The 24,264-nt window shown below is 47.2% G+C and carries 9 protein-coding genes; 4 read left to right on the top strand and 5 right to left on the bottom strand.

All coding sequences use genetic code 11. The features are described 5' to 3' along the window. The first annotated feature begins 670 nt into the window (after positions 1–670). Genes AB6D06_RS05630 through pfaD form a run of 4 tightly spaced genes read left to right on the top strand, consistent with a single transcriptional unit; the run spans position 671 to position 18,167 of the window. Positions 671–8,497: a phosphopantetheine-binding protein gene (locus tag AB6D06_RS05630; RefSeq protein ID WP_372110013.1), complete on the top strand. Its 7,827-nt coding sequence runs from the start codon at positions 671–673 to the stop codon at positions 8,495–8,497. Further along, on the top strand, positions 8,497–10,554 hold the full coding sequence (locus AB6D06_RS05635; RefSeq protein WP_372110014.1) for a PfaB family protein: 2,058 nt from the start codon (positions 8,497–8,499) through the stop codon (positions 10,552–10,554). Before AB6D06_RS05630 ends, AB6D06_RS05635 begins: the two co-directional genes overlap by 1 nt. Beyond that, positions 10,551–16,499 (top strand): beta-ketoacyl synthase N-terminal-like domain-containing protein, encoded by a 5,949-nt coding sequence (locus AB6D06_RS05640; RefSeq protein ID WP_372110015.1) that lies wholly within the window; start codon positions 10,551–10,553, stop codon positions 16,497–16,499. Before AB6D06_RS05635 ends, AB6D06_RS05640 begins: the two co-directional genes overlap by 4 nt. Before the next feature lie 30 nt (positions 16,500–16,529). After that, on the top strand, positions 16,530–18,167 hold the full coding sequence (pfaD, locus tag AB6D06_RS05645; protein ID WP_372110016.1) for an eicosapentaenoate synthase subunit PfaD: 1,638 nt from the start codon (positions 16,530–16,532) through the stop codon (positions 18,165–18,167). 97 nt (positions 18,168–18,264) lie between these two features. Here pfaD and hflX read toward each other — a convergent pair whose 3' ends face one another. From hflX to AB6D06_RS05670, 5 genes are all read right to left on the bottom strand, one after another. After that, positions 18,265–19,632 (bottom strand): GTPase HflX, encoded by a 1,368-nt coding sequence (gene hflX, locus AB6D06_RS05650; RefSeq protein WP_102513119.1) that lies wholly within the window; start codon positions 19,630–19,632, stop codon positions 18,265–18,267. A gap of 272 nt (positions 19,633–19,904) precedes the next feature. Continuing rightward, on the bottom strand, positions 19,905–21,017 hold the full coding sequence (locus AB6D06_RS05655; RefSeq protein ID WP_372110017.1) for an ABC transporter ATP-binding protein: 1,113 nt from the start codon (positions 21,015–21,017) through the stop codon (positions 19,905–19,907). A 6-nt stretch (positions 21,018–21,023) separates the two neighbouring features. Next, positions 21,024–21,881 carry a carbohydrate ABC transporter permease gene (locus tag AB6D06_RS05660; protein WP_372110018.1) on the bottom strand — a complete coding sequence of 286 codons (858 nt, stop codon included), beginning with the start codon at positions 21,879–21,881 and terminating at the stop codon, positions 21,024–21,026. Then, positions 21,878–22,816: a carbohydrate ABC transporter permease gene (locus AB6D06_RS05665; RefSeq protein WP_372110019.1), complete on the bottom strand. Its 939-nt coding sequence runs from the start codon at positions 22,814–22,816 to the stop codon at positions 21,878–21,880. Before AB6D06_RS05665 ends, AB6D06_RS05660 begins: the two co-directional genes overlap by 4 nt. A 181-nt stretch (positions 22,817–22,997) precedes the next feature. Beyond that, a complete protein-coding gene (locus tag AB6D06_RS05670; RefSeq protein ID WP_004736057.1) occupies positions 22,998–24,245 on the bottom strand; it encodes an ABC transporter substrate-binding protein in 1,248 nt (415 codons plus the stop codon). Between the last annotated feature and the right edge of the window lie 19 nt (positions 24,246–24,264).

Genomic DNA, 24,264 nt, shown 5'->3' on the forward strand with positions numbered 1-24,264 from the left:
ACATCAAAACGAACAAATTTAACTCACCTATGTTTTGAGAGAAACATAGAGAATTTGGGCAGGAAACACCCTTCATATGCGGACTTAAAACTAATTTTTCAAATAATAACAAATTAAAACACAGATCACACTTAGCCTTACGGAACAGTCATCTATTAAATGTTACTTACAAAAATCTGACATAGATCTCACCAAGTCAAAAAATAGAGTATAAACACTAAAAAACTACTCATATCCATTAATTATCAATAAGTTAATTGCATTAAAAATACAAAAAACAAAAGTTCAGTAAAATCATCTGGTCTGAACAGATCATAGTGGCCTCTGGGAGCATTGTATCGGCCACTCACCTCGGGTAGCCTGCTCAACCATTAAACAAATTCACACGTTTTTATTGCGGATACCTGCTTTGCATAAAGCAGTACTTTGGACAGGATTTAAATGGACATTAACCTCACATTCGAATACCCCCTTCACGCATGAAACACGTTCTCAACGTCTGCAAGTCAATGAACTTCGCACCCCCTATTTCAGTCAGGTGGCCAACTTTCGGCAGCCTTACTCTTCAGCTGCGTTTGCCCAAATCTGTTTCAGATTTATTTTCGATTCAATTAAAAGCGCAGCCTCAAAACACGACATCGCCCTCAGTGATTTCAAGTGGAGACTCATAATGAGCCAACCCGAAAAAAATACACCGGAATCAGTCGACGACACTCGACTTAATAAACGTCTTAAAGACATGCCTATTGCTATCGTTGGTATGGCAAGCATGTTTGCGAACTCTCGCTACCTAAACAAATTCTGGGATTTGATCAGCGAAAAGATCGATGCAATTACCGAAGTGCCTGATACACACTGGCGCCCAGAAGATTACTACGATTCAGATCGTACTACGCCAGACAAATCTTACTGTAAGCGCGGTGGCTTCATCCCAGAAGTTGACTTCAACCCTATGGAATTCGGCCTTCCGCCAAATATCCTAGAACTGACTGATACGTCACAGCTGCTTTCTCTGATCGTGGCAAAAGAAGTACTTGAAGATGCGAAACTTCCTGAAGGTTACGATCGCGATAAGATCGGTATTACACTCGGTGTAGGCGGTGGTCAGAAGATCGCTCAAAGCTTGAATGCTCGTCTTCAATACCCTGTTTTGAAAAAAGTCTTCAAGAGCAGTGGCATCAACGACGAAGACAGCGAAATGCTGATCAAAAAATTCCAAGACCAATACATCCACTGGGAAGAGAACTCATTCCCTGGTTCATTAGGTAACGTAATTTCAGGTCGTATTGCTAACCGCTTTGACCTTGGTGGCATCAACTGTGTAGTAGATGCTGCGTGTGCAGGTTCTCTAGCCGCAATGCGCATGGCACTGAGCGAGCTGGTTGAAGGCCGCAGTGAAATGATGATCACTGGTGGTGTGTGTACTGATAACTCACCAACCATGTACATGAGCTTCTCTAAAACCCCAGCATTCACTACAAACGAAACCATTCAACCTTTCGACATCGATTCAAAAGGCATGATGATTGGTGAAGGCATCGGCATGGTTGCTCTTAAGCGCCTTGAAGATGCTGAACGTGACGGCGACAGAATCTACTCAGTGATTAAAGGTGTCGGTTCTTCTTCGGATGGTAAGTTCAAGAGTATTTACGCGCCTCGCCCTGAAGGACAAGCAAAAGCACTCAAACGTGCTTATGATGATGCAGGTTTCGCACCGCACACGCTTGGCCTACTAGAAGCGCACGGCACAGGTACTGCAGCAGGCGATGTTGCTGAATTTGGTGGCTTAAACTCGGTATTCAGTGAGAACAATGAAGAGAAGCAACACATTGCGTTAGGCTCTGTGAAATCTCAAATTGGTCACACTAAATCAACCGCGGGTACTGCAGGTTTAATCAAAGCTGCCTTAGCACTGCACCACAAAGTACTGCCGCCAACGATTAACGTATCGGCTCCGAATCCTAAACTGGATATCGAAAACTCGCCGTTCTACCTAAACACACAAACGCGCCCTTGGATGAAACGTGTCGACGGCACACCACGCCGTGCAGGTATCAGCTCATTCGGTTTTGGTGGCACTAACTTCCACGTGGTATTGGAAGAGTACACACCAGAGCACACTCGCGGTGACAAATACCGTCAACGCCAAGTGCCGCAAACTCTGTTATTCAGCGCAGAATCTCGTCAAGCACTGATCAATGAACTTAAACAGGTTTCAACTCAAACTGCAGATGCAGCGTTCAAACTGGAAGCGCTTGCTGAGCAACACGCTCTACGCGAAGTTGACGCTAAGCATGCTCGTCTTGGTTTAGTTGTAACTGACCAAGCAGACCTTCAAGCGCAACTGACTCAAGCGATTCCTATGCTTGAGAGCCAAACCAAAGCACATTGGCAGATGCCAAACGGTACTAGCTACCGTGAGTCAGCACTGATTGCTGAAAACGGCACTAGTAAAGTAGCAGCGCTATTTGCAGGTCAAGGTTCGCAATATCTCAACATGGGTCGCGAGCTTGCTTGTCATTACCCAGAGATGCGCCAACAGCTTGCTCAAGCGGACCAAGTATTTGGTCAGCACAAGAAGACGGCTCTGTCCCAAATTCTATTCCCCATTCCAACCTTCACACCAGAAGCAACCAAAGCTCAAGAAGCGGTGTTAACCAACACGGCCAATGCGCAAAGTGCAATTGGTACTGTGTCTATGGGTCAGTTCGACATCATGACTCAAGCTGGCTTCAAAGCAGACATGGTTGCAGGCCACAGCTTTGGTGAACTAAGCGCACTATGTGCTTCGGGTGTTATCTCGCAAGACGATTACTACCAACTAGCTTTCGCTCGTGGCGATGCGATGGCGGCGACACCTGAACAAGGCGACAGCGGTACTATGTTTGCGGTCATTCTAGACGCAGACAAACTTCCAGCCGTTGAAAGCTGCATCAGCCAATTCGAAGGCGTGAGCATTGCCAACTACAACGCTCCGACTCAATTGGTTATTGCTGGTCCAACAGCAACCGTTCAGCAGGCAGCCCAAGCGCTAACTGAGCAAGGCTTCAAAGCAATTGCTCTGCCAGTATCTGGTGCTTTCCACACCCCGCTTGTTGCTCATGCTCAAAAGCCATTTGCAGCTGCAATTGATAAAGCTTCATTTAGCGCTCCAACGCTGCCGCTTTACTCAAACGCAACGGGCAAACTGCACAGCAAAGACGCTAAAGCGATTAAGAAAGCATTCAAACAGCACATGCTGCAATCGGTTCGTTTCAGCGAACAAATTGAAGCGATGTATGAAGCCGGCGCGCGCGTATTCGTTGAGTTCGGTCCTAAAAACATTCTTCAAAAGCTGGTTGAAAAAACACTGGCTGATAAGAACGAAGAACTTTACGCAATCAGCATCAACCCAAGCCCTAAAGGCGACAGTGACCAACAGCTTCGTTTAGCTGCGGTTCAACTGTGTGTGGCAGGTGTTTCATTAGACAACATTGACCCTTACCAAGCTGACATTGCTGAACCTGCAAAGGCATCACCAATGAACATAAAGCTGAATGCAACCAACTACATCAGCCCAGCTACTCGTAAGAAAATGGATCAATCATTAGCTTCGGGCAACGTCACCGAAAAGACTGAGATTGTTGAAGTGAAAGTTGAAGTCGAGAAAATCGTGGAAAAAGAAGTGATTAAAAGAGAAATCGTTGAAGTACCTGTTGCTGCTCCTCAAGCTTCAAATGTACAACCGTCAGTTGCAACAGCACCAAGTGTGCAAGTAGCAACAGCAGCTCAGCAGCCTCAAATGGCGCAACCTGCACCAGCGACTATTCAGCCAGCAGCTCAAGTAACAGTTGATGAATCTTCACTGCAATCGTTCTTCAATGCTCAACAACAAGCAGCAGAAGTACATCAGCAATTCTTGGCGATTCCTCAGCAATACGGTGACACGTTCAACACCCTAATGTCTGAGCAAGCGAAAATGGCAACAGCAGGCGTAGCAATTCCTGAGAACCTACAGCGTTCTATGGAAATGTTCCACCAGCACCAAGCTGAAACGCTAAAAGCTCACGCTCATTACCTAGAGATGCAAGCACACAGCAACAACTCAGCACTTAATATGCTGACGCAAGGTTCAGTACAAACGGCACAACCAACCTTCGTTGCTTCTGTAAATGCTCAGCCAGCGATTCAAGCGACTCCAACAACTATCGTTCAACAGCCTGTAGCTCAAGTACAAGCGACTGCTGTACAAGCCGCGCCAGTTCAAGCTCAGTCTGTTCAAGTTACACCAGTACAGAAAGCAGCTCCTGCACCACAAGTAGCGGCTCAAGCAGCAGCACCTGTTGCAGCTCAGCCTGTGCCAGTTAAAGCGCAACCAGCTCCTGTGGCTGCACCAGTAGCAGTACAAACAGCCGACGCTGAAAAAGTGATGCTGGAAGTCGTTGCCGAGAAAACGGGTTACCCAACGGAAATGCTTGATCTAGAAATGGACATGGAAGCAGACCTTGGTATCGACTCAATCAAACGCGTAGAGATTCTTGGTACCGTTCAAGACGAAATGCCAAACCTACCTGAGCTGAACCCTGAAGATTTAGCTGAGTGTCGTACTCTTGGTGAAATCGTTACTTACATGAACAGCAAGATGCCAGTATCAGCGCCTGTTGCAGCACAGCCAAGCGCAACTGCTCCTGTTCAAGCCGCTAACGGTCTTGATGCGAAAGTCGTTCAACAAACCATGCTAGAAGTGGTTGCTGAGAAGACAGGCTACCCAACGGAAATGCTTGATCTAGAAATGGATATGGAAGCAGACCTTGGTATCGATTCAATCAAGCGTGTTGAGATTCTTGGTACGGTTCAAGATGAACTGCCTACTCTTCCAGAGCTAAACCCTGAAGACTTAGCTGAGTGTCGAACTCTTGGCGAAATCGTTGCTTACATGAACAGCAAGCTTCCGGCTTCTGCTCCTGTAGTCGCTCAAACTGCAGCAACTTCAGTTCAAGCAGCTAGCGGTTTAGATGCAGCTGTCGTTCAGAAAACCATGTTAGAAGTGGTAGCAGAGAAGACGGGCTACCCGACTGAAATGCTAGACCTAGCAATGGACATGGAAGCTGACCTTGGTATCGACTCAATCAAGCGTGTTGAAATTCTAGGTACGGTTCAAGACGAACTACCGACTCTTCCAGAGCTAAACCCTGAAGACTTGGCTGAATGTCGCACTCTAGGCGAAATCGTAGCCTACATGAACAGCAAGCTTCCGGCTTCTGCTCCAGCAGCAGCTCAAGTATCTGCACCAGCGCAAGCAGTATCAAACGGTTTAAACGCAGAACAAGTTCAAAGCACAATGCTGAGCGTAGTGGCTGATAAAACTGGCTACCCAACAGAAATGCTCGACCTAGCAATGGACATGGAAGCAGACCTTGGTATCGACTCAATCAAACGTGTTGAGATCCTTGGAACAGTTCAAGACCAGCTACCAACATTGCCAGAGCTGAACCCTGAAGATCTAGCTGAGTGTCGTACTCTTGGCGAAATCGTTGACTACATGAACAGCAAATTAGCTCCTAGCTCAGAAGCTGCGACAGTCGCTCCAGAAACAGCTACAGCCGCTGTAGAAAGCGCAAGTAACGACCTAAATCCTGCTCATGTTCAATCAACAATGATGGAAGTGGTTGCCGATAAAACTGGCTACCCCGCAGAAATGCTCGACCTAGCGATGGACATGGAAGCAGACCTTGGTATCGACTCTATCAAACGCGTTGAGATCCTAGGTACAGTTCAAGACCAGCTACCAACGCTGCCAGAGCTAAACCCTGAAGACTTAGCTGAGTGTCGTACGCTTGGTGAAATCGTTACCTACATGCAAAGCAAGCTATCCGTAGCTGCACCTGTAGCGACTGCTAAAGCTGAATCAGTAACGCCTATCGCAGAAACAGCGACAGCGGAACTTCCTCCACACAATGAGGTAGCGCTAAAAAAGCTACCAGCGGCAGATAAACTCGTCGATTGTTTCTCAAAAGACGCTTGTGTCGTGATCACAGATGATGGTCACAACGCTGGTGTTCTAGCAGAAAAGTTGACCGCTAACGGCATTCAAGTTGCTGTAGTGCGTAGTGCTCTTTCTGCCGCGTCACCTTTAAACAGTGAAATCGCAAGCTACACACTCAACAGCGTCGATGATGCTGGTGTAACTGCGGTTATTAAAGACATCAAAGCAGACCTTAAAACGTCGAACAAAGTGATTGCGGGCTTCATTCACCTACAAGCTATCGTTGATGCTAAACAAAGCAACGAGCAAGCGGTTAACTTGAATGCAGACTCAAGAGCTTCACTGACGACAGCGTTCTTATTCGCCAAGCACCTAAATGGCCAACTGAATGCGGTTTCTGGTCGTAGCGTGTTCTTCACACTAAGCCGTATCGATGGTGGCTTTGGTTACCTAGATACTAAGCGATTAGCGAATGCAGAACTTAACCAAGCGGCTCTATCTGGTCTAACTAAGACACTGAGCCATGAATGGTCAAACGTATTCTGCCGTGCATTGGATGCTGACGCTTCTATTGATGCTCGTCACCTAGCTGAAGCTATCACAGGCGAACTGTTCGATATCGATACCAACACGGTTGAAATCGGCCTTAGCCATGCGGAAAACGGTGAATCTGGTCGTGCAACATTGATTGCGACAACACCAGGTGCTGCACAAACTAAAAACACAGGCGCTCAACTCACCAAGAGCGACAAAGTTCTGGTGACGGGTGGCGCTAAAGGCGTGACGTTTGAATGTGCACTGACGCTTGCTAAGCAATGTAAGTCTCACTTCATTCTTGCAGGTCGTAGTAAGCATATTACTTCAGCTGAGCTACCTCAGTGGGCACAAGGCAAGCAAGAGAAAGAGCTAAAACCAGCGGCTATCGCTCACCTACAAGCAACAGGTGACAAACCAACGCCGAAGAAAGTTGATACCTTGCTAAAACCGGTATTGAGCAGCCTTGAAATCAACGCAGCACTTGCCGCTTTCAACGAGATTGGCGCGAGCGCTGAATACCTAAGCTTAGATGTGTCGAACCATGAGTCAGTAGCGAAAACACTGGTAAACTTCGACGACATTACAGGTCTTATCCACGGTGCAGGTGTACTGGCTGACAAACACATTCAAGACAAAACGCTTGATGAGCTAAACATGGTTTACGGCACGAAAGTGGGCGGACTAGAAGCGGTTCTTGGTGGTCTTGATAGCAGTAAGTTAAAACTGATTGCGATGTTCTCTTCGGCGGCGGGTTTCTACGGAAACACTGGCCAAAGTGATTACTCGATGTCTAACGAGATTCTAAACAAAGCAGCTCTACAACTATCTGCACGTAACCCTCAAGCGAAAGTGATGAGCTTCAACTGGGGACCGTGGGACGGTGGCATGGTCAACGCAGCACTGAAACGTATGTTCACAGAGCGCGGTGTGTACGTGATTCCTCTTCAGGCGGGTGCAGAGCTATTTAGTTCTCAACTACTAAACGAAACTGGCATTCAACTGCTGGTTGGCACGAGCATGCAAGGTTCTGACAACAAGGAAGCTGCTGTAAAAAAGCTTAATGCGGAGTCTGTGCATCTTGCAAAGAGTCCGCTGAATACAAGCATCACTGTGACACGTCATCTTGATCCGAAGGCATTACCTTTCATTCAAGATCACTGCATTGCCGGTAACCCAGTGTTACCGACAGTGTGTGCTATCCAATGGATGCGTGAAATAGCAGAGCAACTGTTAGGGGTGAACGTTAGCGTTCACAACTATAAACTGCTTAAGGGTGTGATTTTTGATACTGATGAAGTGCAAGAGCTAACGCTTGTCTTGTCTTCAGACGCTAAATCAAAAGATCAGCTAAAAGCAGTAATCAGCTGCCAAGGGCGACCACAGTATCAAGCTCAGTTGCAAGTTGCCTCTGTGCAAGTGTCTGAAGATGTTCAACAAGCGTCGACAAAACGCTTTGAAGCTAACTCTTCAACACCAGTAACAACGGCACAAGCTCTATACAGTGACGGCACTCTGTTTCATGGACCAAGATTACAAGGTATTACCTCAGTTGAACGCTTTGACGACTTAGGCTTATTGGCTCAATGCCAGTTGCCTCAGATTGAAAACAGCGACTGCGGATCATTTATTCCTAAGCAAGGCTTTGGCGATAGCCAACCATTTGCTGAAGATTATCTGTTGCAAGCAATGCTGGTATGGGCTCGATTGAAGTACGGCGCGGCAAGTCTACCGTCTGCAATTGGTGAATTTTTTTGTTACGCACCGATGCACAATGGTGACCAAGGTTGGCTAGAACTGAGCGTGATAAAAAGCACGGCTCGTTCACTGCAGGCTGATATCTCGCTTTACCACCAAGATGGTCGTTTAAGTGCGGTAATGGAAGGTGCGAAAGTCACCATCAGCAAGAGCTTAAATGACGCATTTTTACCAAAATCTAGCTCAGCAGTGTCGAAGAAAGAGGCGACTAAGAACCCAGAAAAGGAGCAATTGTCATAGTGACTGTTCCTACTAATAAAGCGATGCCATTGCGCATCGCTCTTTTAGCTCAGCCAGCAAATGCGGCTGAGCTTTCTGCCGACTTATCACCTTCGCTTCCAGAGATTGTTACTGTCGTGGTTGATGGCAATTTTAATCAAGCACTTGCTCACGCCATCGAGACAGTCAATCAAGGTAATGTTGTTAAGCTCTGTTTGGATTCTCACTCACCATCATTGTTGATGTTAAGTGCGCTGAACGCTGCTCAGAATAAGATCCACCCACACGCGAATTTAGCGGGCTTTGCCGAAACTCTCGATCTAGATAATGGAGATAGCGTTCAGCTTGCTCTAGAGATGTCACGCCGCCCCGCTTCAGATTTAAGCCATCAACAGCAATACTCCACCCTATCTGCTTCGCAGCAGTTTGATGAATTGTTGAATATGGTTAATGCGATATCGAGCCGTTCATTGCCGAGCTATTCATTACCGAGCCACTATTGGTTCACTGAGCCGAACAAAGCACGTGTTGCTGCGTTAACCTTCAGCGAAGAAAACCAGAAATCCACCAGCCTGATATTGACTCAAGCGACCGGTTTGCAAGAACCAAAGCCATTGCTATCGAGCGAGCGTTTGATGTTTGTGGTTTCTGGCAATGACCAAGCTGAATTAGTTTCTAAGCTAGCCTCACTCAGAGCAGAGCTTAAATGCGTTAGCGATTCGGCGGACAGCGAGCTTGCTATCGCCACCTTGATGCTTTCAAACCTAAGCCACTTCCAAAGCGCTCAACACAATGTTGACCTTGGCGCGAATATCGTGATTCAAGCAGCCTCAATTGAGGCTGCATTGCAAGAGATCACAGCGCTAGAAAATGCGTTGCCAAAAGTAATGGCTGACAATAGCCAATACAAAACTCCTGCGGGCAGTTGTTTCTCACCGAAGCCTCAAAGCAAAGGTGGTGTTGCATTTGTTTACCCTGGTGTTGGCACGGTTTATCCCGGTATGTTGCGCGAATTTCACCACCATTTCCCACAGTTATTTGCCCGCTTAGAGCGAGAAGGTGACTTGAAAGAAATGCTGCAGGCTGAAAAAACCTACACTGAAGACTCGCAAGAAATGTCACTCAGTGAATTAGCCATTGCAGGTGTGGGCAGTAGTTATCTATTAACACAACTGCTATGTGATGAATTCAAAGTACAGCCAGATTTCGCTTTGGGTTACTCCAAGGGTGAAGCTTCCATGTGGGCCAGCTTGAATGTTTGGAAAAAACCACATGCGCTGATTGAGATGACTCAAACTAGCCCTATTTTCACGACGGCTATTTCTGGTGAACTCACCGCAGTACGTCAAGATTGGCAGCTAAACAGCGACGAAAGCATCCAATGGAATAGCTTTGTGGTTCGCAGTGATACACAAGCGATTGAGGCTCTGTTACCAGAATTCCCACGCGCTTATCTCGCCATCATCCAAGGTGACACTTGCGTACTGGCAGGTTGTGAAAGCACATGTCGTGCACTACTCAAAAAACTGGGTAAACGTGGCATTGCCGCGAATCGTGTTACCGCAATGCACACCACACCAGCATTGAGCCAGCATAGCCAAGTACGTGATTTTTACACGCAACCACTGTTCGACAAGTTGCCAAAGCATATCCGCTTTATCAGCGCAGCAGGTCTACCGACTGGCGCACCAATCAATATCGACAGCGACAGCATCGCCCTTTCGATTGCCGACACTTTCTGTTCGACGCTGGATTTCACCGCGTTGATCCAAAGCGCACGTCAACAAGGTGCGCGTCTGTTTGTCGAAGTGGGTGCCGATCGTCAAACCAGCACATTGATCGACAAGATCAATCGTAGCGACAACGTAGCAGACCAATACTGCACAATCGCTTCCAATGCCAAAGGCGGTGACGATGTTGTCACGCTCATCAAATGCATTGGTCAGCTCATTACTCATCAAATCCCATTGTCTGTCGAGCCTCTTATCCAAGGGCTAGAACAACAGATCACCGCAGCTAAGCAATTAAGTGGTGTGTCTCAAGGCAGCGCAGTGAATCATCAAGGAGAGCTAGTATGAGTTCTCAATCGAAACCATCTCAATATAAATATCAGGCTCAGAATAAGCAGCAAGTGAAGTGCAATAAGATCGCGATTGTCGGTATTGCTAACCAATACCCAGAAGCTGATACGCCAAAAGACTTTTGGCAAAACTTGCTGGATAAAAAAGATTCTCGAACCACATTAAGCGCTGAAAAATTAGGTGCTGAACCTGAAAGCTATCAGGGCGTGCAAGGTGAGTCAGACCGCTTTTACTGTGATAAAGGCGGCTACATCGAAAACTTCAATTTCGACAGCAATGGCTACCGCTTGACAGCAGAATCATTCAACGGTGTTGACCAGAGTTTCCTATGGGCTTTGGATACCAGTCGTAAGGCGTTAGTTGACGCCGGCATTGATTTAAATGCCGATGTTTTAGAGCGTACAGGCGTGATCATGGGTGCCCTTTCGTTCCCAACCACACGTTCAAACGACCTGTTTCTGCCGATGTATCACTCGGTGGTCGAAAAGGCACTACAAGCTAAATTGGCTAATGACCAGTTTTCACTGCTACCAACCAATGAAACCGCGCAAGACCTTAATCCGATCAATGGTGCTGCAGCACACAACGCCTCGAAGTTAGTGGCTGATGCGCTAGGTTTAGGCAACGTGCAACTTAGCCTAGATGCGGCATGTGCAAGCTCAGTGTATTCATTGAAGTTAGCGTGTGATTACTTGAACACGGGCAAAGCCGACATGATGTTGGCAGGCGCGGTATCCGGTGCTGACCCATTCTTTATCAACATGGGTTTCTCCATCTTCCACGCTTACCCTGACCACGGTGTTTCGGTTCCGTTTGATAGCAATAGTAAAGGTCTATTTGCTGGCGAAGGTGCCGGTGTTTTAGTCCTAAAACGCTTAGCTGATGCAGAGCGAGATGGCGACAACATCTACGCAGTCGTTAGCGGTATTGGCTTGTCGAACGATGGCCGTGGCCAGTTCGTATTAAGCCCAAATAGCAAAGGACAAGTACAAGCCTTTGAACGCGCTTACGAGGCATCAAACCTAACCCCAGACAGCATCGAAGTGATTGAGTGTCACGCAACCGGCACACCATTAGGTGACAAGGTTGAGTTAACCTCAATGGAGCGTTTCTTTGCTGACAAATTGAATGGTTCTAACCCGCCATTAATTGGCTCTGCGAAGTCCAACCTCGGTCACTTGCTGACTGCGGCGGGTATGCCGGGGATCATGAAGATGATCTTTGCGATGAAAGAAGGCGTGCTTCCTCCAAGTATTAACTTAGACAAGCCACTATCGTCGCCAGAAGGTTTATTTGGCTCACAGACTCTGCCAACACAGGTTCAACCTTGGCCAAGTAAAGCGGGCAACCCAGAGCGCTGTGCGGGCGTTTCTGTATTTGGTTTCGGTGGTTGTAACGCTCACTTACTGCTTGAAGCATATTCTGACACCAGTCATGTAAACCAGACTTTAGAGTCAGCGTCTCCAAGCCTACAGCCGTCTAATTTAAGCATTACTGGCCTCGCGTCTCACTTCGGTTCTCTGCAAAGTATCAACGCGCTGAGCACTGCGATTGAAACCAACAACGATGCTTTCATTGCTTTGCCTAAGAAACGCTGGAAAGGCTTAGACCAACATCCAGAACTACTGAATCAGTTTGGTTTACACGGTATTCCAAATGGAGCGTACATCGATCAATTCGATCTCGACTTCCTGCGCTTCAAAGTGCCGCCAAACGAAGATGACCGTTTGATCTCTCAGCAGTTGCTACTGATGAAAGTTGCAGACGAAGCCATCAAAGATGCCAAGCTTGTAGCAGGCCAAAAGGTTGCAGTACTCGTTGCGATGGAAACAGAGCTTGAGATGCACCAATTCCGTGGACGCGTAAACCTGCATAGCCAACTGGTTGACAGCTTTGCCAACATGGGTATTGAGCTAACACAAGACGAATACCAATCGCTAGAAACCATCGCGATGGACAGTGTGATGGACGCAGCCAAGCTGAACCAATACACCAGTTTCATCGGCAATATCATGGCTTCGCGTATCTCTTCATTGTGGGACTTTAATGGCCCTGCCTTTACGATTTCAGCTGCTGAACAGTCGGTTGCTCGTTGTATTGATGTTGCACAAAACTTGATGTCGCAAGAATCCATGGACGCAGTCGTGATTGCAGCCGTTGACCTTAGCGGCAGTGCAGAACATGTGATTCTGAAGAACAGCGTAAGCCCAGTGACGCTAGCTCCAAAATTCGGACAGCTGCAAGATGGCAGTTGGAATGTCGGTGAAGGCGCAGGTGCGATTGTTCTTGTTGAAGAAAACCAAGTAGCGAGCAACCAAGATGCGGCTTACGGCAGCATCAACGCATTAGCGTTTGGTTCAAACGAGCGTAACAACGCCGTTGTTGATGAGTTACTGACTCAAGTCGGTATGAGCTCGAACGATGTTTCTCTGCTTGAGCTTAACCATGCACCAGAATCTTCATCTCATCAGTTTTCGTCTCTAAGTTTAGGGAACACAAAGACTACTCAAGCAAGTCAACGTGTGGGTCATTGCTCTGCTGCTTCTGGTATGGCAAGCCTGCTACACGGTCTGCTCAACCTGAACCTTGCACCTCTGAATCCGAATGTCAGTTCTAAGAGCGCGATTGTTGCCAACATCAGCGAAGGACAATGTTCACAGCTGCTACTAAGCCAATCGAGTGTTGAATCTCAATCACTTTCTGTTCGTTTAAGCAATGAACTGGCGAGCGATGCTAAACGTCAATTGGTTAAACAAGTGACTCTTGGTGGTCGCGATATCTATCAACATATTGCCCAAACCCCAGTAACCAACTTGGCAACGATTCAACAGAAAGCTTCTGGTAAACAAGCAGCAAGAGTGGCGTCGATTCCAACGACTGCAAGCATTCAAGCAGCTCTTGCACAAAAAGAGTTAGAGAAGAAAGCATTAGCGCAAAACGCGGTAGAGCCAATCATCGAAACTCCTACATCAGTATCCCCTACTCTGGCGCCAACTCGCCACAGTCAGCTAACAGGTAACCACAGCAATATGACTCATGTCCTATCCGCTAAAAATGGCGCGTCTCAAATCGACGCTAATACGGATGCAGCATTACAGCCGTCTGTAACACCACACAGCCAAGCTTTTGCTCAAAACCAACAAGCAGCGCAGCAAGTACACATAGCATTCCTGCACACTCGTGCCCAAGGCATGCAAATGGCTGATGCACTATTGAAAGCACAGTTAAACGCAATTACGTCTGGTTTAGATAGCAATGCCCTTTCTCAACAAACGAATGGTCAACAAACGTCAGCTCAGCCTGGGCAAGCTCAACCGGCTCAGGTTCAGTCAGTGCCAGTCAACGTACTTGCGACGCCAGCACCAGTAAAACCTATCCGTAAGCCATGTATCTGGGATTACGATGATCTGGTTGAATACGCTGAAGGTGATATTGCAAACGTATTTGGCCCTGATTACGCGATCATCGATAGCTACTCGCGCCGCGTTCGTTTACCAACCACCGATTACCTATTGGTATCTCGTGTGACTAAGCTCAACGCGACAGTCAACGAGTACAAGCCAAGCACCATGACCACCGAATACGACATCCCAGTTGATGCGCCGTATCTTGTTGATGGTCAGATCCCTTGGGCAGTGGCGGTAGAATCTGGTCAATGCGACCTAATGCTGATCAGCTACTTAGGTATCGATTTTGAAAACAAAGGCGAGCGAGTTTATCGCCTGCTTGATTGTACGCTGACTTTCCTTGGTGACTTGCCTCGTGGTGGCGATACGCTGCGTTACGATATCTCAATCAACAGCTTTGCTCGTAATGGCGACACGCTGCTGTTCTTCTTCTCGTACGAATGTTTCGTTGGCAACAAGATGATCCTGAAAATGGATAACGGTTGTGCAGGCTTCTTCACTGATGAAGAGCTAGCAGACGGCAAAGGTGTGATTCACACTGAAGATGAAATCAAGGCTCGTAAGCTTGCAACTAAGCAACGCTTCGACCCTATGTTGCACTGCCCTAAAACGCAGTTTAACCACCAAGAATTGCGTCATCTACTGACTGCCAACATTGCAGAGTGTTTTGGCCCAACTCACCAATCCAATAGCCACCAGCCTTCTCTATGCTTCAGCTCAGAGAAGTTCATGATGATCGAAAAGGTTAGCCGTGTTGAACCGCAAGGCGGCACATGGGGACTTGGTCTGATTGAAGGTCATAAACAACTAGAGCCTGAACACTGGTACTTCCCTTGTCACTTCAAAGATGACTCAGTAATGGCTGGTTCTTTGATGGCAGAGGGTTGTGGTCAACTGCTGCAATTCTTTATGATGCACCTTGGCATGCATACGCTTGTTCAAAATGGTCGTTTCCAACCGCTTGAAAATGCGCCTCAACAAGTACGTTGTCGTGGACAAGTGCTACCACAATCGGCAGAGCTGACTTACCGCATGGAAGTGACTGAGATTGGTCTAAGCCCTCGCCCATACGCGAAAGCTAACATCGATATTTTACTGAACGGCAAAGTGATTGTTGATTTCCAAAACTTGGGTGTGATGATCAAAGAAGACGACGAATGTACTCGTTATCTGCCTTCTTTAGAAACAGCTGTCGCGACCCCTGCTATCGAAAACTTGGACCATAAAAGCTTGGGCCATACACCAGCAGTGAACCAACAAGCTTCAGCAAATGCGCCATTGATGGCTCAAATTGAAGACCTAGAAACTGCACCAAACAAAGGTGTCGTTCCTCTTCAACACGTTGAAGCGCCGGTGACTCCTGATTACCCGAACCGCACACCCGATACGGTTCCGTTCACGCCATACCATATGTTCGAATTCGCGACTGGCGATATCGAGAAATGTTTCGGTCCTGATTTCTCTATCTACCGTGGCATGATTCCACCACGTACTCCGTGTGGCGACCTACAGCTCACTACTCGTGTTGTTGAGATCGACGGTAAGCGTGGCGACTTCAAGAAGCCTTCATCGTGTATCGCTGAATACGAAGTGCCAGAAAATGCATGGTTCTTTGATGAAAACAGCCACCACACCTTAATGCCTTACTCGGTGTTGATGGAGATTTCACTGCAGCCAAACGGCTTTATCTCTGGCTACATGGGCACAACACTGGGCTTCCCAGGTGAAGAACTGTTTTTCCGCAACCTAGATGGCAGCGGCAAAATGCTGCGTAACGTCGACTTGCGTGGCAAAACAATTACCAACGATTCTCGTCTGCTTTCAACAGTAATGATGGGCACCAACATCGTACAGAGCTTCAGCTTCGAACTGAGCACTGACGGCGTGCCGTTCTACCAAGGTACAGCGGTATTTGGTTACTTCAAGGGCGCAGCACTGAAAGACCAGCTTGGTTTAGATAACGGTAAAGTAACTCACCCTTGGCACGTTGATAACAACCGCACGCCGGATGTAAACATCAACCTACTAGACAAAACGACGCGTTACTTCAATGCGCCCGTTTCTGCTACTGGTGAAGTGCAAGAGCACTACCAACTGGCTGGAGGTCGTTTGAACTTTATCGATACCGTGCAGATCACCAGCGATGGTGGTAAAGACGGTCTGGGTTACCTATACGCTGAGCGTACAATTGACCCAAGCGATTGGTTCTTCCAGTTCCACTTCCATCAAGATCCGGTAATGCCAGGCTCTCTAGGTGTCGAAGCGATCATCGAACTGATGCAAACCTACGCGCTAAACAAAGACCTTGGCGCTGGCTTCCACAATCCGAAATTTGGTCAAATCCAATCTGAAGTGAAATGGAAATACCGTGGTCAGATTAACCCTCTGAACAAACAGATGTCACTGGATGTACACATCACTGCAATCAAAGACGAAGACGGCAAACGCATCATCGTTGGCGACGCAAACCTAAGCAAAGATGGTCTGCGTATTTACGAAGTGAAAGACATCGCAATTTGTATCGAAGAAGCATAAGCCTGACACGGGACTAGGAAAGAAATAATTATGACAACTAAAACTACAATCAATAACGAAAAGCTATCTCCGTGGCCTTGGCAGATCGAAGAGAGCACAACTCGCTTTGATAACGCGGCAATGTCGACAATCTTGAAAGACTTAAGCCTTGCTTGTTACGTCGTGAACCACCCAGAAAAAGGTTTAGGCGTTAGCCAACAAGCAGAGATTGCATCGGGTTATTCAGCAAGTTCAGCGAACAACCAACCTGTTAGCGCATTTGCTCCAGCTCTTGGTACACAAAGCCTAGGCGACGAAGATTTTCGTCGCTGTCATGGCGTGAAATACGCTTACTATGCGGGCGCAATGGCAAACGGCATTTCATCTGAAGAGTTAGTAATTGCCCTTGGCCAAGCTGGCATTCTTTGTTCATTTGGCGCTGCGGGCTTAATCCCGTCTCGTGTTGAGCAAGCGATCAATCGCATTCAAGCAGCACTGCCAAACGGCCCTTATGCGTTTAACCTGATTCACAGCCCAAGCGAACCCGCACTAGAGCGCGGCAGTGTAGAGCTGTTTTTGAAGCACAAAGTGAAAACCGTTGAGGCTTCAGCCTTCTTAGGTTTAACACCGCAGATCGTTCACTACCGTGCCGCGGGCCTTAGCCGCGATGCACAAGGTGAGATTCAGATTGGCAACAAAGTTATTGCTAAGGTAAGCCGTACTGAAGTCGCAAGTAAGTTCATGCAGCCCGCTCCTGTAAAAATGCTGCAAGCTTTGGTTGATGAAGGCCGAATCACAGCAGAACAGATGGAACTGGCACAGCTGGTTCCTATGGCTGATGACATTACCGCAGAAGCGGATTCTGGTGGTCACACCGATAACCGCCCACTGGTTACTCTACTGCCAACGATTCTTGCGCTGAAAGAGCAAATCCAAGCTCAATATCAATTCAAAACACCGCTACGTGTCGGTTGTGGTGGTGGCGTAGGAACACCTGACGCTGCTCTAGCGACGTTTAACATGGGTGCGGCATACATTGTTACCGGCTCTATCAACCAAGCGTGTGTTGAGGCTGGCGCGAGCGAACACACTCGTAAGCTGCTTTCAACAACCGAAATGGCTGACGTGACTATGGCCCCGGCGGCCGACATGTTCGAAATGGGCGTGAAGCTACAAGTGGTTAAGCGCGGTACTTTGTTCCCGATGCGTGCTAACAAGCTGTACGAGCTATACACGCGTTACGATTCTATTGAAGCGATTCCAGTAGAAGAACGCCTGAAGCTTGAGAAGCAAGTATTCCGTTCAACACTGGACGACATTTGGGCGGGAACTGTGGCGCACTTTAACGAGCGCGACCCTAAACAGATCGAACGTGCTGAAGGCAACCCGAAGCGCAAGATGGCGTTGATCTTCCGTTGGTACTTAGGGCTTTCTAGCCGCTGGTCAAACACAGGTGAACAAGGTCGTGAAATGGATTACCAAGTATGGGCAGGCCCTGCACTTGGCGCATTCAACGCATGGGCAAAAGACAGCTATCTAGACGATTACCAACAGCGTAATGCCGTTGATCTAGCAAAACACCTAATGCATGGAGCAGCCTACTTGGCTCGCGTTAACTTGCTGACCTCACAAGGCATCAAGCTTGATCCAGAGCTAGCACGTTGGAAGCCGACTCAAAGAATGGCGTAGGCATTTCAATACAGAGTTAATTAAGCTCAACGAATAAAAAAAGCGACCTTAACGGGTCGCTTTTCTTTTGGTCATTTTTCTTAAGCTAGCTAAAAGATTAAGACTTCTGCATACGCTTTTTCAGTCGAGCTAAGTCAATTTCACTAGAGCGAACGGTCAACTTAATACACTCGTAATCGTACTCTTCTTTAACCACACTCATGTTTGAGCGAATCTCACCGATGATGCCTTGGCCAGAATAAGGGATAGTGATCTCTTCTTCGATCATGCCTTCTTCAGCAACACCAACGATGTACTTGTGCAGTTTCGTAATATCTAGCGGATCACGAGTCGACGTTAGCATCGCATCTGGGAATTCTTCGATCAGCTCTAATTGCTGTTCTTCAGTCAATCTATCGCACTTATTCAGCACTAATAGTTTTTCGCTGCCTTCAACACCCACTTGTGCTAATACGTCGTGTACCACATCAAGTTGTGCGCGGAATGAAACGTCAGAAGCATCAACGACATAAAGCAGCAATGAAGCATCATGCGCTTCTGCTAGCGTTGAGTGGAATGAAGCAACCAGATCGTGTGGCAGTTTCTTGATGAAACCAACGGTATCTGAAACCAAGATACGCGGTTGAGTAATTGGCTGAAGTGCGCGAACGGTGGTGTCTAGCGTTGCGAACAGTTTATCTTCACCCACCACTTCGGTTGCCGTCATTGCACGCATCATCGAAGACTTACCGGCATTGGTGTAGCCAACTAAAGCAACAGTGAAAAGCTCTGCGCGCCTTGTGCGTCGAGTCTTCATTTCATCTTGTACGCTTACTAGCTCGCGCTTAAGCGCAGCAATTTGGTCACGTACGTTACGACGGTCAAGCTCTAGTGAAGTTTCACCTGCGCCCTGACCCATTTGACGTTCTTTATCACCCTCAGCCGTTTCACGAAGTCGTGGCACTAAGTAGTTTAGACGAGCGATATCAACTTGCAGACGAGCAGTACGAGTACGAGCGTGACGGCTAAAGATTTCGATGATGATGCCGGTGCGGTCAAATACTTCCACACCCAAACTCGCCTCAACAGTACGCATTTGAGATGGACTTAAATCACAGTCGAATACCACAACATCAGCGGCACCGTATTGGAAGTTGCCCGTTGGAAGATCATCAAAATCTAGCTCATCGATTTCAGAACTAAAATCAAACGACTCATCAATAAAATCTTCATCTTCAGCTTCTTCAATAGAGCCTTGGTAACCAGTTAGATGTGCAATTTCGGCAAGCTTACCCGCACCCAACACATTCTGTCTTTGAGATGAACTGTGGTGTTGCGATTGCGTACCGACGACTTTAAACCCTAGGGTTGTCACTAAGCGAGCAAGTTCGGCAAGAGACTCTTTTGCTTCGTCACCTTTAAAATCCGGTGTCGTAATAGAAATAAGTAAAGCGTTATTCGCCGCTGGTTTTGCTGTTAGTTTCATGTATTCTTCTGTTTATGCACCAAGGTGCAACCTAGTTTTTGGTCTAAAGTAGTGTGATCCTACGCGTTTCTACGTCAGCTTTATAGAGCTAAGGGATACTAAATCAAGATATTATTGCAGTAGAAGCATATATATCGTTTATCCCTCTGTTTTTATAAGGGATAAAAAGCAAGTATAGACAACGAAAAAGGCAGCATCACATTACTTATTACTAGTTGGTGATACTGCCTTTGATTTAGACATGAACTTTGATTGTTAAACTAACTCAGCAACTAGAAGTCGATTCTCGCTTCGGTTTGAGCATCGAAGAATACCGCCTTTGATAAGTCAAAATGAAGCGGTGCCATTTGCCCAACCGACACTTCAAATTCTGGCGATAAACGACACGCGACTTCTTGATCGTTCACTTTGACCATCGCAATAGTATCTGGCCCTGTTGGTTCCAATACCTCTAGTTGTAAGTCTAGCTTTGTAGAGGCAGAAGCATCGTCACCCTGCTGCTCGGTAATGTGCTCAGGACGCAGCCCTATCACCAATTCCTTGCCATCTTGGTCACGCATGCTCTGTGGCAATCGAATGTGGTGTTCTTGCTCTGCCGTGCCAGTTACTTTGATGATCGGATTCTGTTCCTCATCCAAGTCCACCATGGTTTTAATGAAGTTCATTGATGGTGACCCCATAAAGCCCGCTACGAACATATTGTTTGGCTTGGTGTAGATCTCTTGTGGTGTGCCTAACTGCTGCAGTTCACCGTCTTTCATTACTGCGATGCGATCAGCGAGAGTCATCGCTTCGATTTGATCATGGGTTACATAAACAATCGTGGTATTCAGCTTCTGGTGCAGACGTTTAATCTGATGACGCATCTCAACACGCAGCTTGGCATCCAAGTTAGAAAGCGGCTCATCAAACAGATACAGCTTAGGACGACGAGCTAGAGCGCGTCCCATCGCGACACGTTGACGCTGGCCACCAGAAAGCTGCGATGGTTTACGATCAAGCAGTTGTTCGATTTGCAGCATTTTAGCCACTCGATTGACCTCAGCATCAATCTCTTGCTGCGGCATCTTACGAATCTTCAAACCGAAAGCGATATTGCCACGCACCGTCATGTTTGGATACAAGGCGTACGACTGGAATACCATCGCGATATCGCGATCTTTAGGTTCAACCTGCGCCACGTCTATGCCATCAATTACAATCTCACCCGAGCTAATATTTTCTAGCCCAGCAATGGTGTTCATCAAGGTGGATTTCCCACACCCCGAAGGGCCGACAAGTATCAAAAATTCCCCCGAATCGATACTGATGTCGATGCCCTTTAACGTTTCGTTGTCCGCGTTGCGATAGGTTTTACGGATCTGTTTTAAATCTAATGTTGCCATGGGTAATTATCCTTTTACTGATCCTGCCGTTAGGCCACGAACAAAATATTTTCCTGCGAAGACATACACCAACAGAGTTGGCAGTGCGGCGATGATCGCGGCAGCCATGTCGACGTTATATTCTTTAACGCCAGTGCTGGTGTTGACTAGGTTGTTTAATGCCACGGTGATCGGCTGAGTATCTGAGCCGGAATAGACCACTCCGAACAAGAAGTCATTCCAAATCGCAGTGAACTGCCAGATCACCGTCACCATGATGATTGGTGTCGAGATCGGTAATAAGATCTTGAAGAAAATCGTAAAGAAGCCAGCACCATCAAGCTTTGCCGCCTTGATCAATTCATCAGGAGTCGAGATATAGAAGTTACGGAAAAACAGCGTGGTAAATGCCATACCGTAGATAACGTGCACAATCACCAAGCCGATGGTTGTGTTCGCTAGCCCCATCTTGCCGAGCATAGTTGCCATTGGTAGTAGCACCACTTGGAATGGAATGAAGCAGCCAAATAACAACAAACTAAAGAACAGGTTTGAACCTCTGAATTGCCATTTCGTCACGACATAGCCATTGAATGCACCGAGCAATGTTGAAATCGCAACCGCAGGAATCACCATTTGGAACGAGTTCCAGAAGTAGCCTTTGATGCCTTCACATTTCACGCCTGTACAAGCGGTGTCCCACGCTTTATACCAAGCGTCGAACACCCACTCTTTTGGCAAGCTCATCAGGTTGCCCGCCTTGATATCAGGCAGAGTTTTGAATGACGTCAGCGCCATTACGAACAATGGCATTAGGTACACTAAACAGAAGAAAAGCAGTGCTGAATAAATAAAGATTCGAGCAAAATTGATGTTATTCATCATGACTTTTTCTCCCTAAGTTCAGAGTAAAGATAAGGCACGAGAATCGCTAAGATACCAGCAAGCATCATCATGGCACTGGCAGCACCAAGGCCAATTTGTCCGCGAGTAAAGGAGTGTGCGTACATAAATAGCGCAGGAAGATCCGATGAATAACCGGGGCCACCTGCCGTCATTGCCGTCACAAGGTCAAAGCTCTTAATTGCAATATGAGAAGTAATGATCACCGCACTGAAAACCACAGGGCGCAAGCAAGGTAGAATGATTTTGAGATAGATAGTGGGTAAGCTTGCCCCATCGATTTGAGCCGCTTTGATGATTGAAGAATCGATGCCACGCAGACCTGCTAAGAACATCGCCATCACGAATCCAGAAGACTGCCAAAGTGCTGCAATCACTAAGGTGTAAACCGACATTTCAGAATTGACGAGCCAGTCAAATTTGAAGTCAGTAAATCCCCAGTCTTGCATCAACTTTTCAATGCCAAGACCCGGGTTAAGAATCCATTTCCACGCCGTACCCGTCACGATGAATGACAACGCCATTGGGTAGAGATAGATAGTGCGAATCGCGCCTTCTTGGCGGATATTTTGGTCAAGCAATACCGCTAAACCAACACCTAGCAAGATAGCAATCGCCATGAATAGAAAACCAAACACACCGAGGTTGATGATCGAGGTGATCCAGCGATCGTTATCCATCAGCTTTTCATATTGGGTTAAACCAACGAAGTTGAAGCTCGGAAGAAATCGAGAGTTGGTGAACGACAATGCGGCCGTCCAAAATATATAACCGTAGATACACACCACGGTCACTAACGCAGTTGGCGCCAGCACAATTTTAGGTAACCAATGTTGCAACCTGTCAGCAAAACTCGGTTTCGGTGCAGGCTGGCTCCTTGTGGGTTTTGGAGTCGACTCAGTCAAAACATGCTCCATAACTTATCCTTGTTGCACAATCGAGCCAATGGCTTACCTTTCGGCACCACATCAGCATCACGCATATTAGAATTGGGAGTGAAGAGCAGATAGGCTCCCTACGAGCCTACCCACCCTGGGGGTTCGATAAAGCAACACAACCCGTCACTCACGTGCGTTGTGTGTCGCTTATCAAGTTAGATTAGATAGCCGCTTTCACTGCTTTTGCTAACTTAGCTGCCGCTTGTTTCGGATCTGCATCTTTCTCATTGAAGAAGTTGGTCACTACGTCATAGATCGCGCCTTGAGCGTAGCTTGTTGTCGCTAGGCCGTGAGCCATACTCGGAACAAGATCGCCAGATTCAGCACTCGCTTTGAAGGTTGCCATTGAGTCCAACGCACATTGGTCAAACTTAGACATGTCCATATCTAGACGTACAGGGATAGAACCTTTGTTAAGGTTGAAGACTTCTTGGAAGTCTTTAGTAAGAATGGTTTTCGCTAGATCTTGCTGCGCTTTTTGGTTTTCTTTGTCACTTAACTCAAAGAACGCAAAGCTATCGATGTTGAAGGTAAATTGGCCGTCAGTACCTGGAGCTGGTGCACAGATGTAATCTTTACCCGGCACTTTGCCTGCAGCAGTAAACTCACCTTTCGCCCAATCGCCCATGATTTGCATCGCGGCTTCGCCATTGATAACCATTGAAGTTGCGACGTTCCAATCACGACCTGGAGAGTTGCTGTCGATGTAGTCACGCATCTTTTTGAACTTGGTGAACACTTCCACCATCTTGTCGCCCGATAATACGTCCATATCAAGATCAACGAACGCTTTGTTGTAATCTTCACTGCCTAGTACATCGAGAGCCACCGCTTCGAATACGGTTGCGTCTTGCCAAGGTTGACCACCGTGAGCCAGTGGAATGAAGCCAGCCGCTTTAATCTTGTCTGCAGCAACAAAGAACTCATCTAACGTAGTTGGAACCGTCACGCCTGATTTTTCTAAAACAACAGGGTTAGCCCAAAGCCAGTTAACACGGTGAACGTTGACAGGAACTGCCACATATTCGCCATCCCACTTCATCACTTTAGTCACTACTTCTGGTAGTAGTTCATCCCATTGTTCCTGTTTAGCAGTCGCATCGAGAGACGTTAGAAAACCTAAACCACCCCACTCCTGAATATCATGACCTTTAATCTGCGCGGCAGATGGAGGATTGCCCGATACTGCTCGAGTTTTCAAAACAGTCATCGCACTTTCACCGCCGCCGCCAGCAACAGCAAAATCTTTCCAAGTATGGCCTTGTTCTTCAATCATCTCTTTCAGTACCGCTGCGGATTTCGCTTCGCCACCGGCAGTCCACCAGTGAAGCACTTCCACTTCACCAGCTTGAGAAAATGTTGAGGCAGCAAGAAGAGATAGAGTAAGTAGGGTTTTATTGATTTTCATTATTATCTTCCATGTTTTA

This window comes from Vibrio sp. 10N.239.311.G01 (assembly GCF_041465805.1).
GTDB classification, from domain to species: domain Bacteria; phylum Pseudomonadota; class Gammaproteobacteria; order Enterobacterales; family Vibrionaceae; genus Vibrio; species Vibrio crassostreae_C.

Bases quoted from the DNA above. Each gene is read 5' to 3' on its own strand.
- AB6D06_RS05630 (WP_372110013.1), top strand. From the start codon at position 671: ATGAGCCAACCCGAAAAAAATACACCGGAATCAGTCGACGACACTCGA.
- AB6D06_RS05640 (WP_372110015.1), top strand. From the start codon at position 10,551: ATGAGTTCTCAATCGAAACCATCTCAATATAAATATCAGGCTCAGAAT.
- pfaD (WP_372110016.1), top strand. From the start codon at position 16,530: ATGACAACTAAAACTACAATCAATAACGAAAAGCTATCTCCGTGGCCT.
- hflX (WP_102513119.1), bottom strand. From the start codon at position 19,632: ATGAAACTAACAGCAAAACCAGCGGCGAATAACGCTTTACTTATTTCT.
- AB6D06_RS05655 (WP_372110017.1), bottom strand. From the start codon at position 21,017: ATGGCAACATTAGATTTAAAACAGATCCGTAAAACCTATCGCAACGCG.
- AB6D06_RS05660 (WP_372110018.1), bottom strand. From the start codon at position 21,881: ATGATGAATAACATCAATTTTGCTCGAATCTTTATTTATTCAGCACTG.
- AB6D06_RS05665 (WP_372110019.1), bottom strand. From the start codon at position 22,816: ATGGAGCATGTTTTGACTGAGTCGACTCCAAAACCCACAAGGAGCCAG.
- AB6D06_RS05670 (WP_004736057.1), bottom strand. From the start codon at position 24,245: ATGAAAATCAATAAAACCCTACTTACTCTATCTCTTCTTGCTGCCTCA.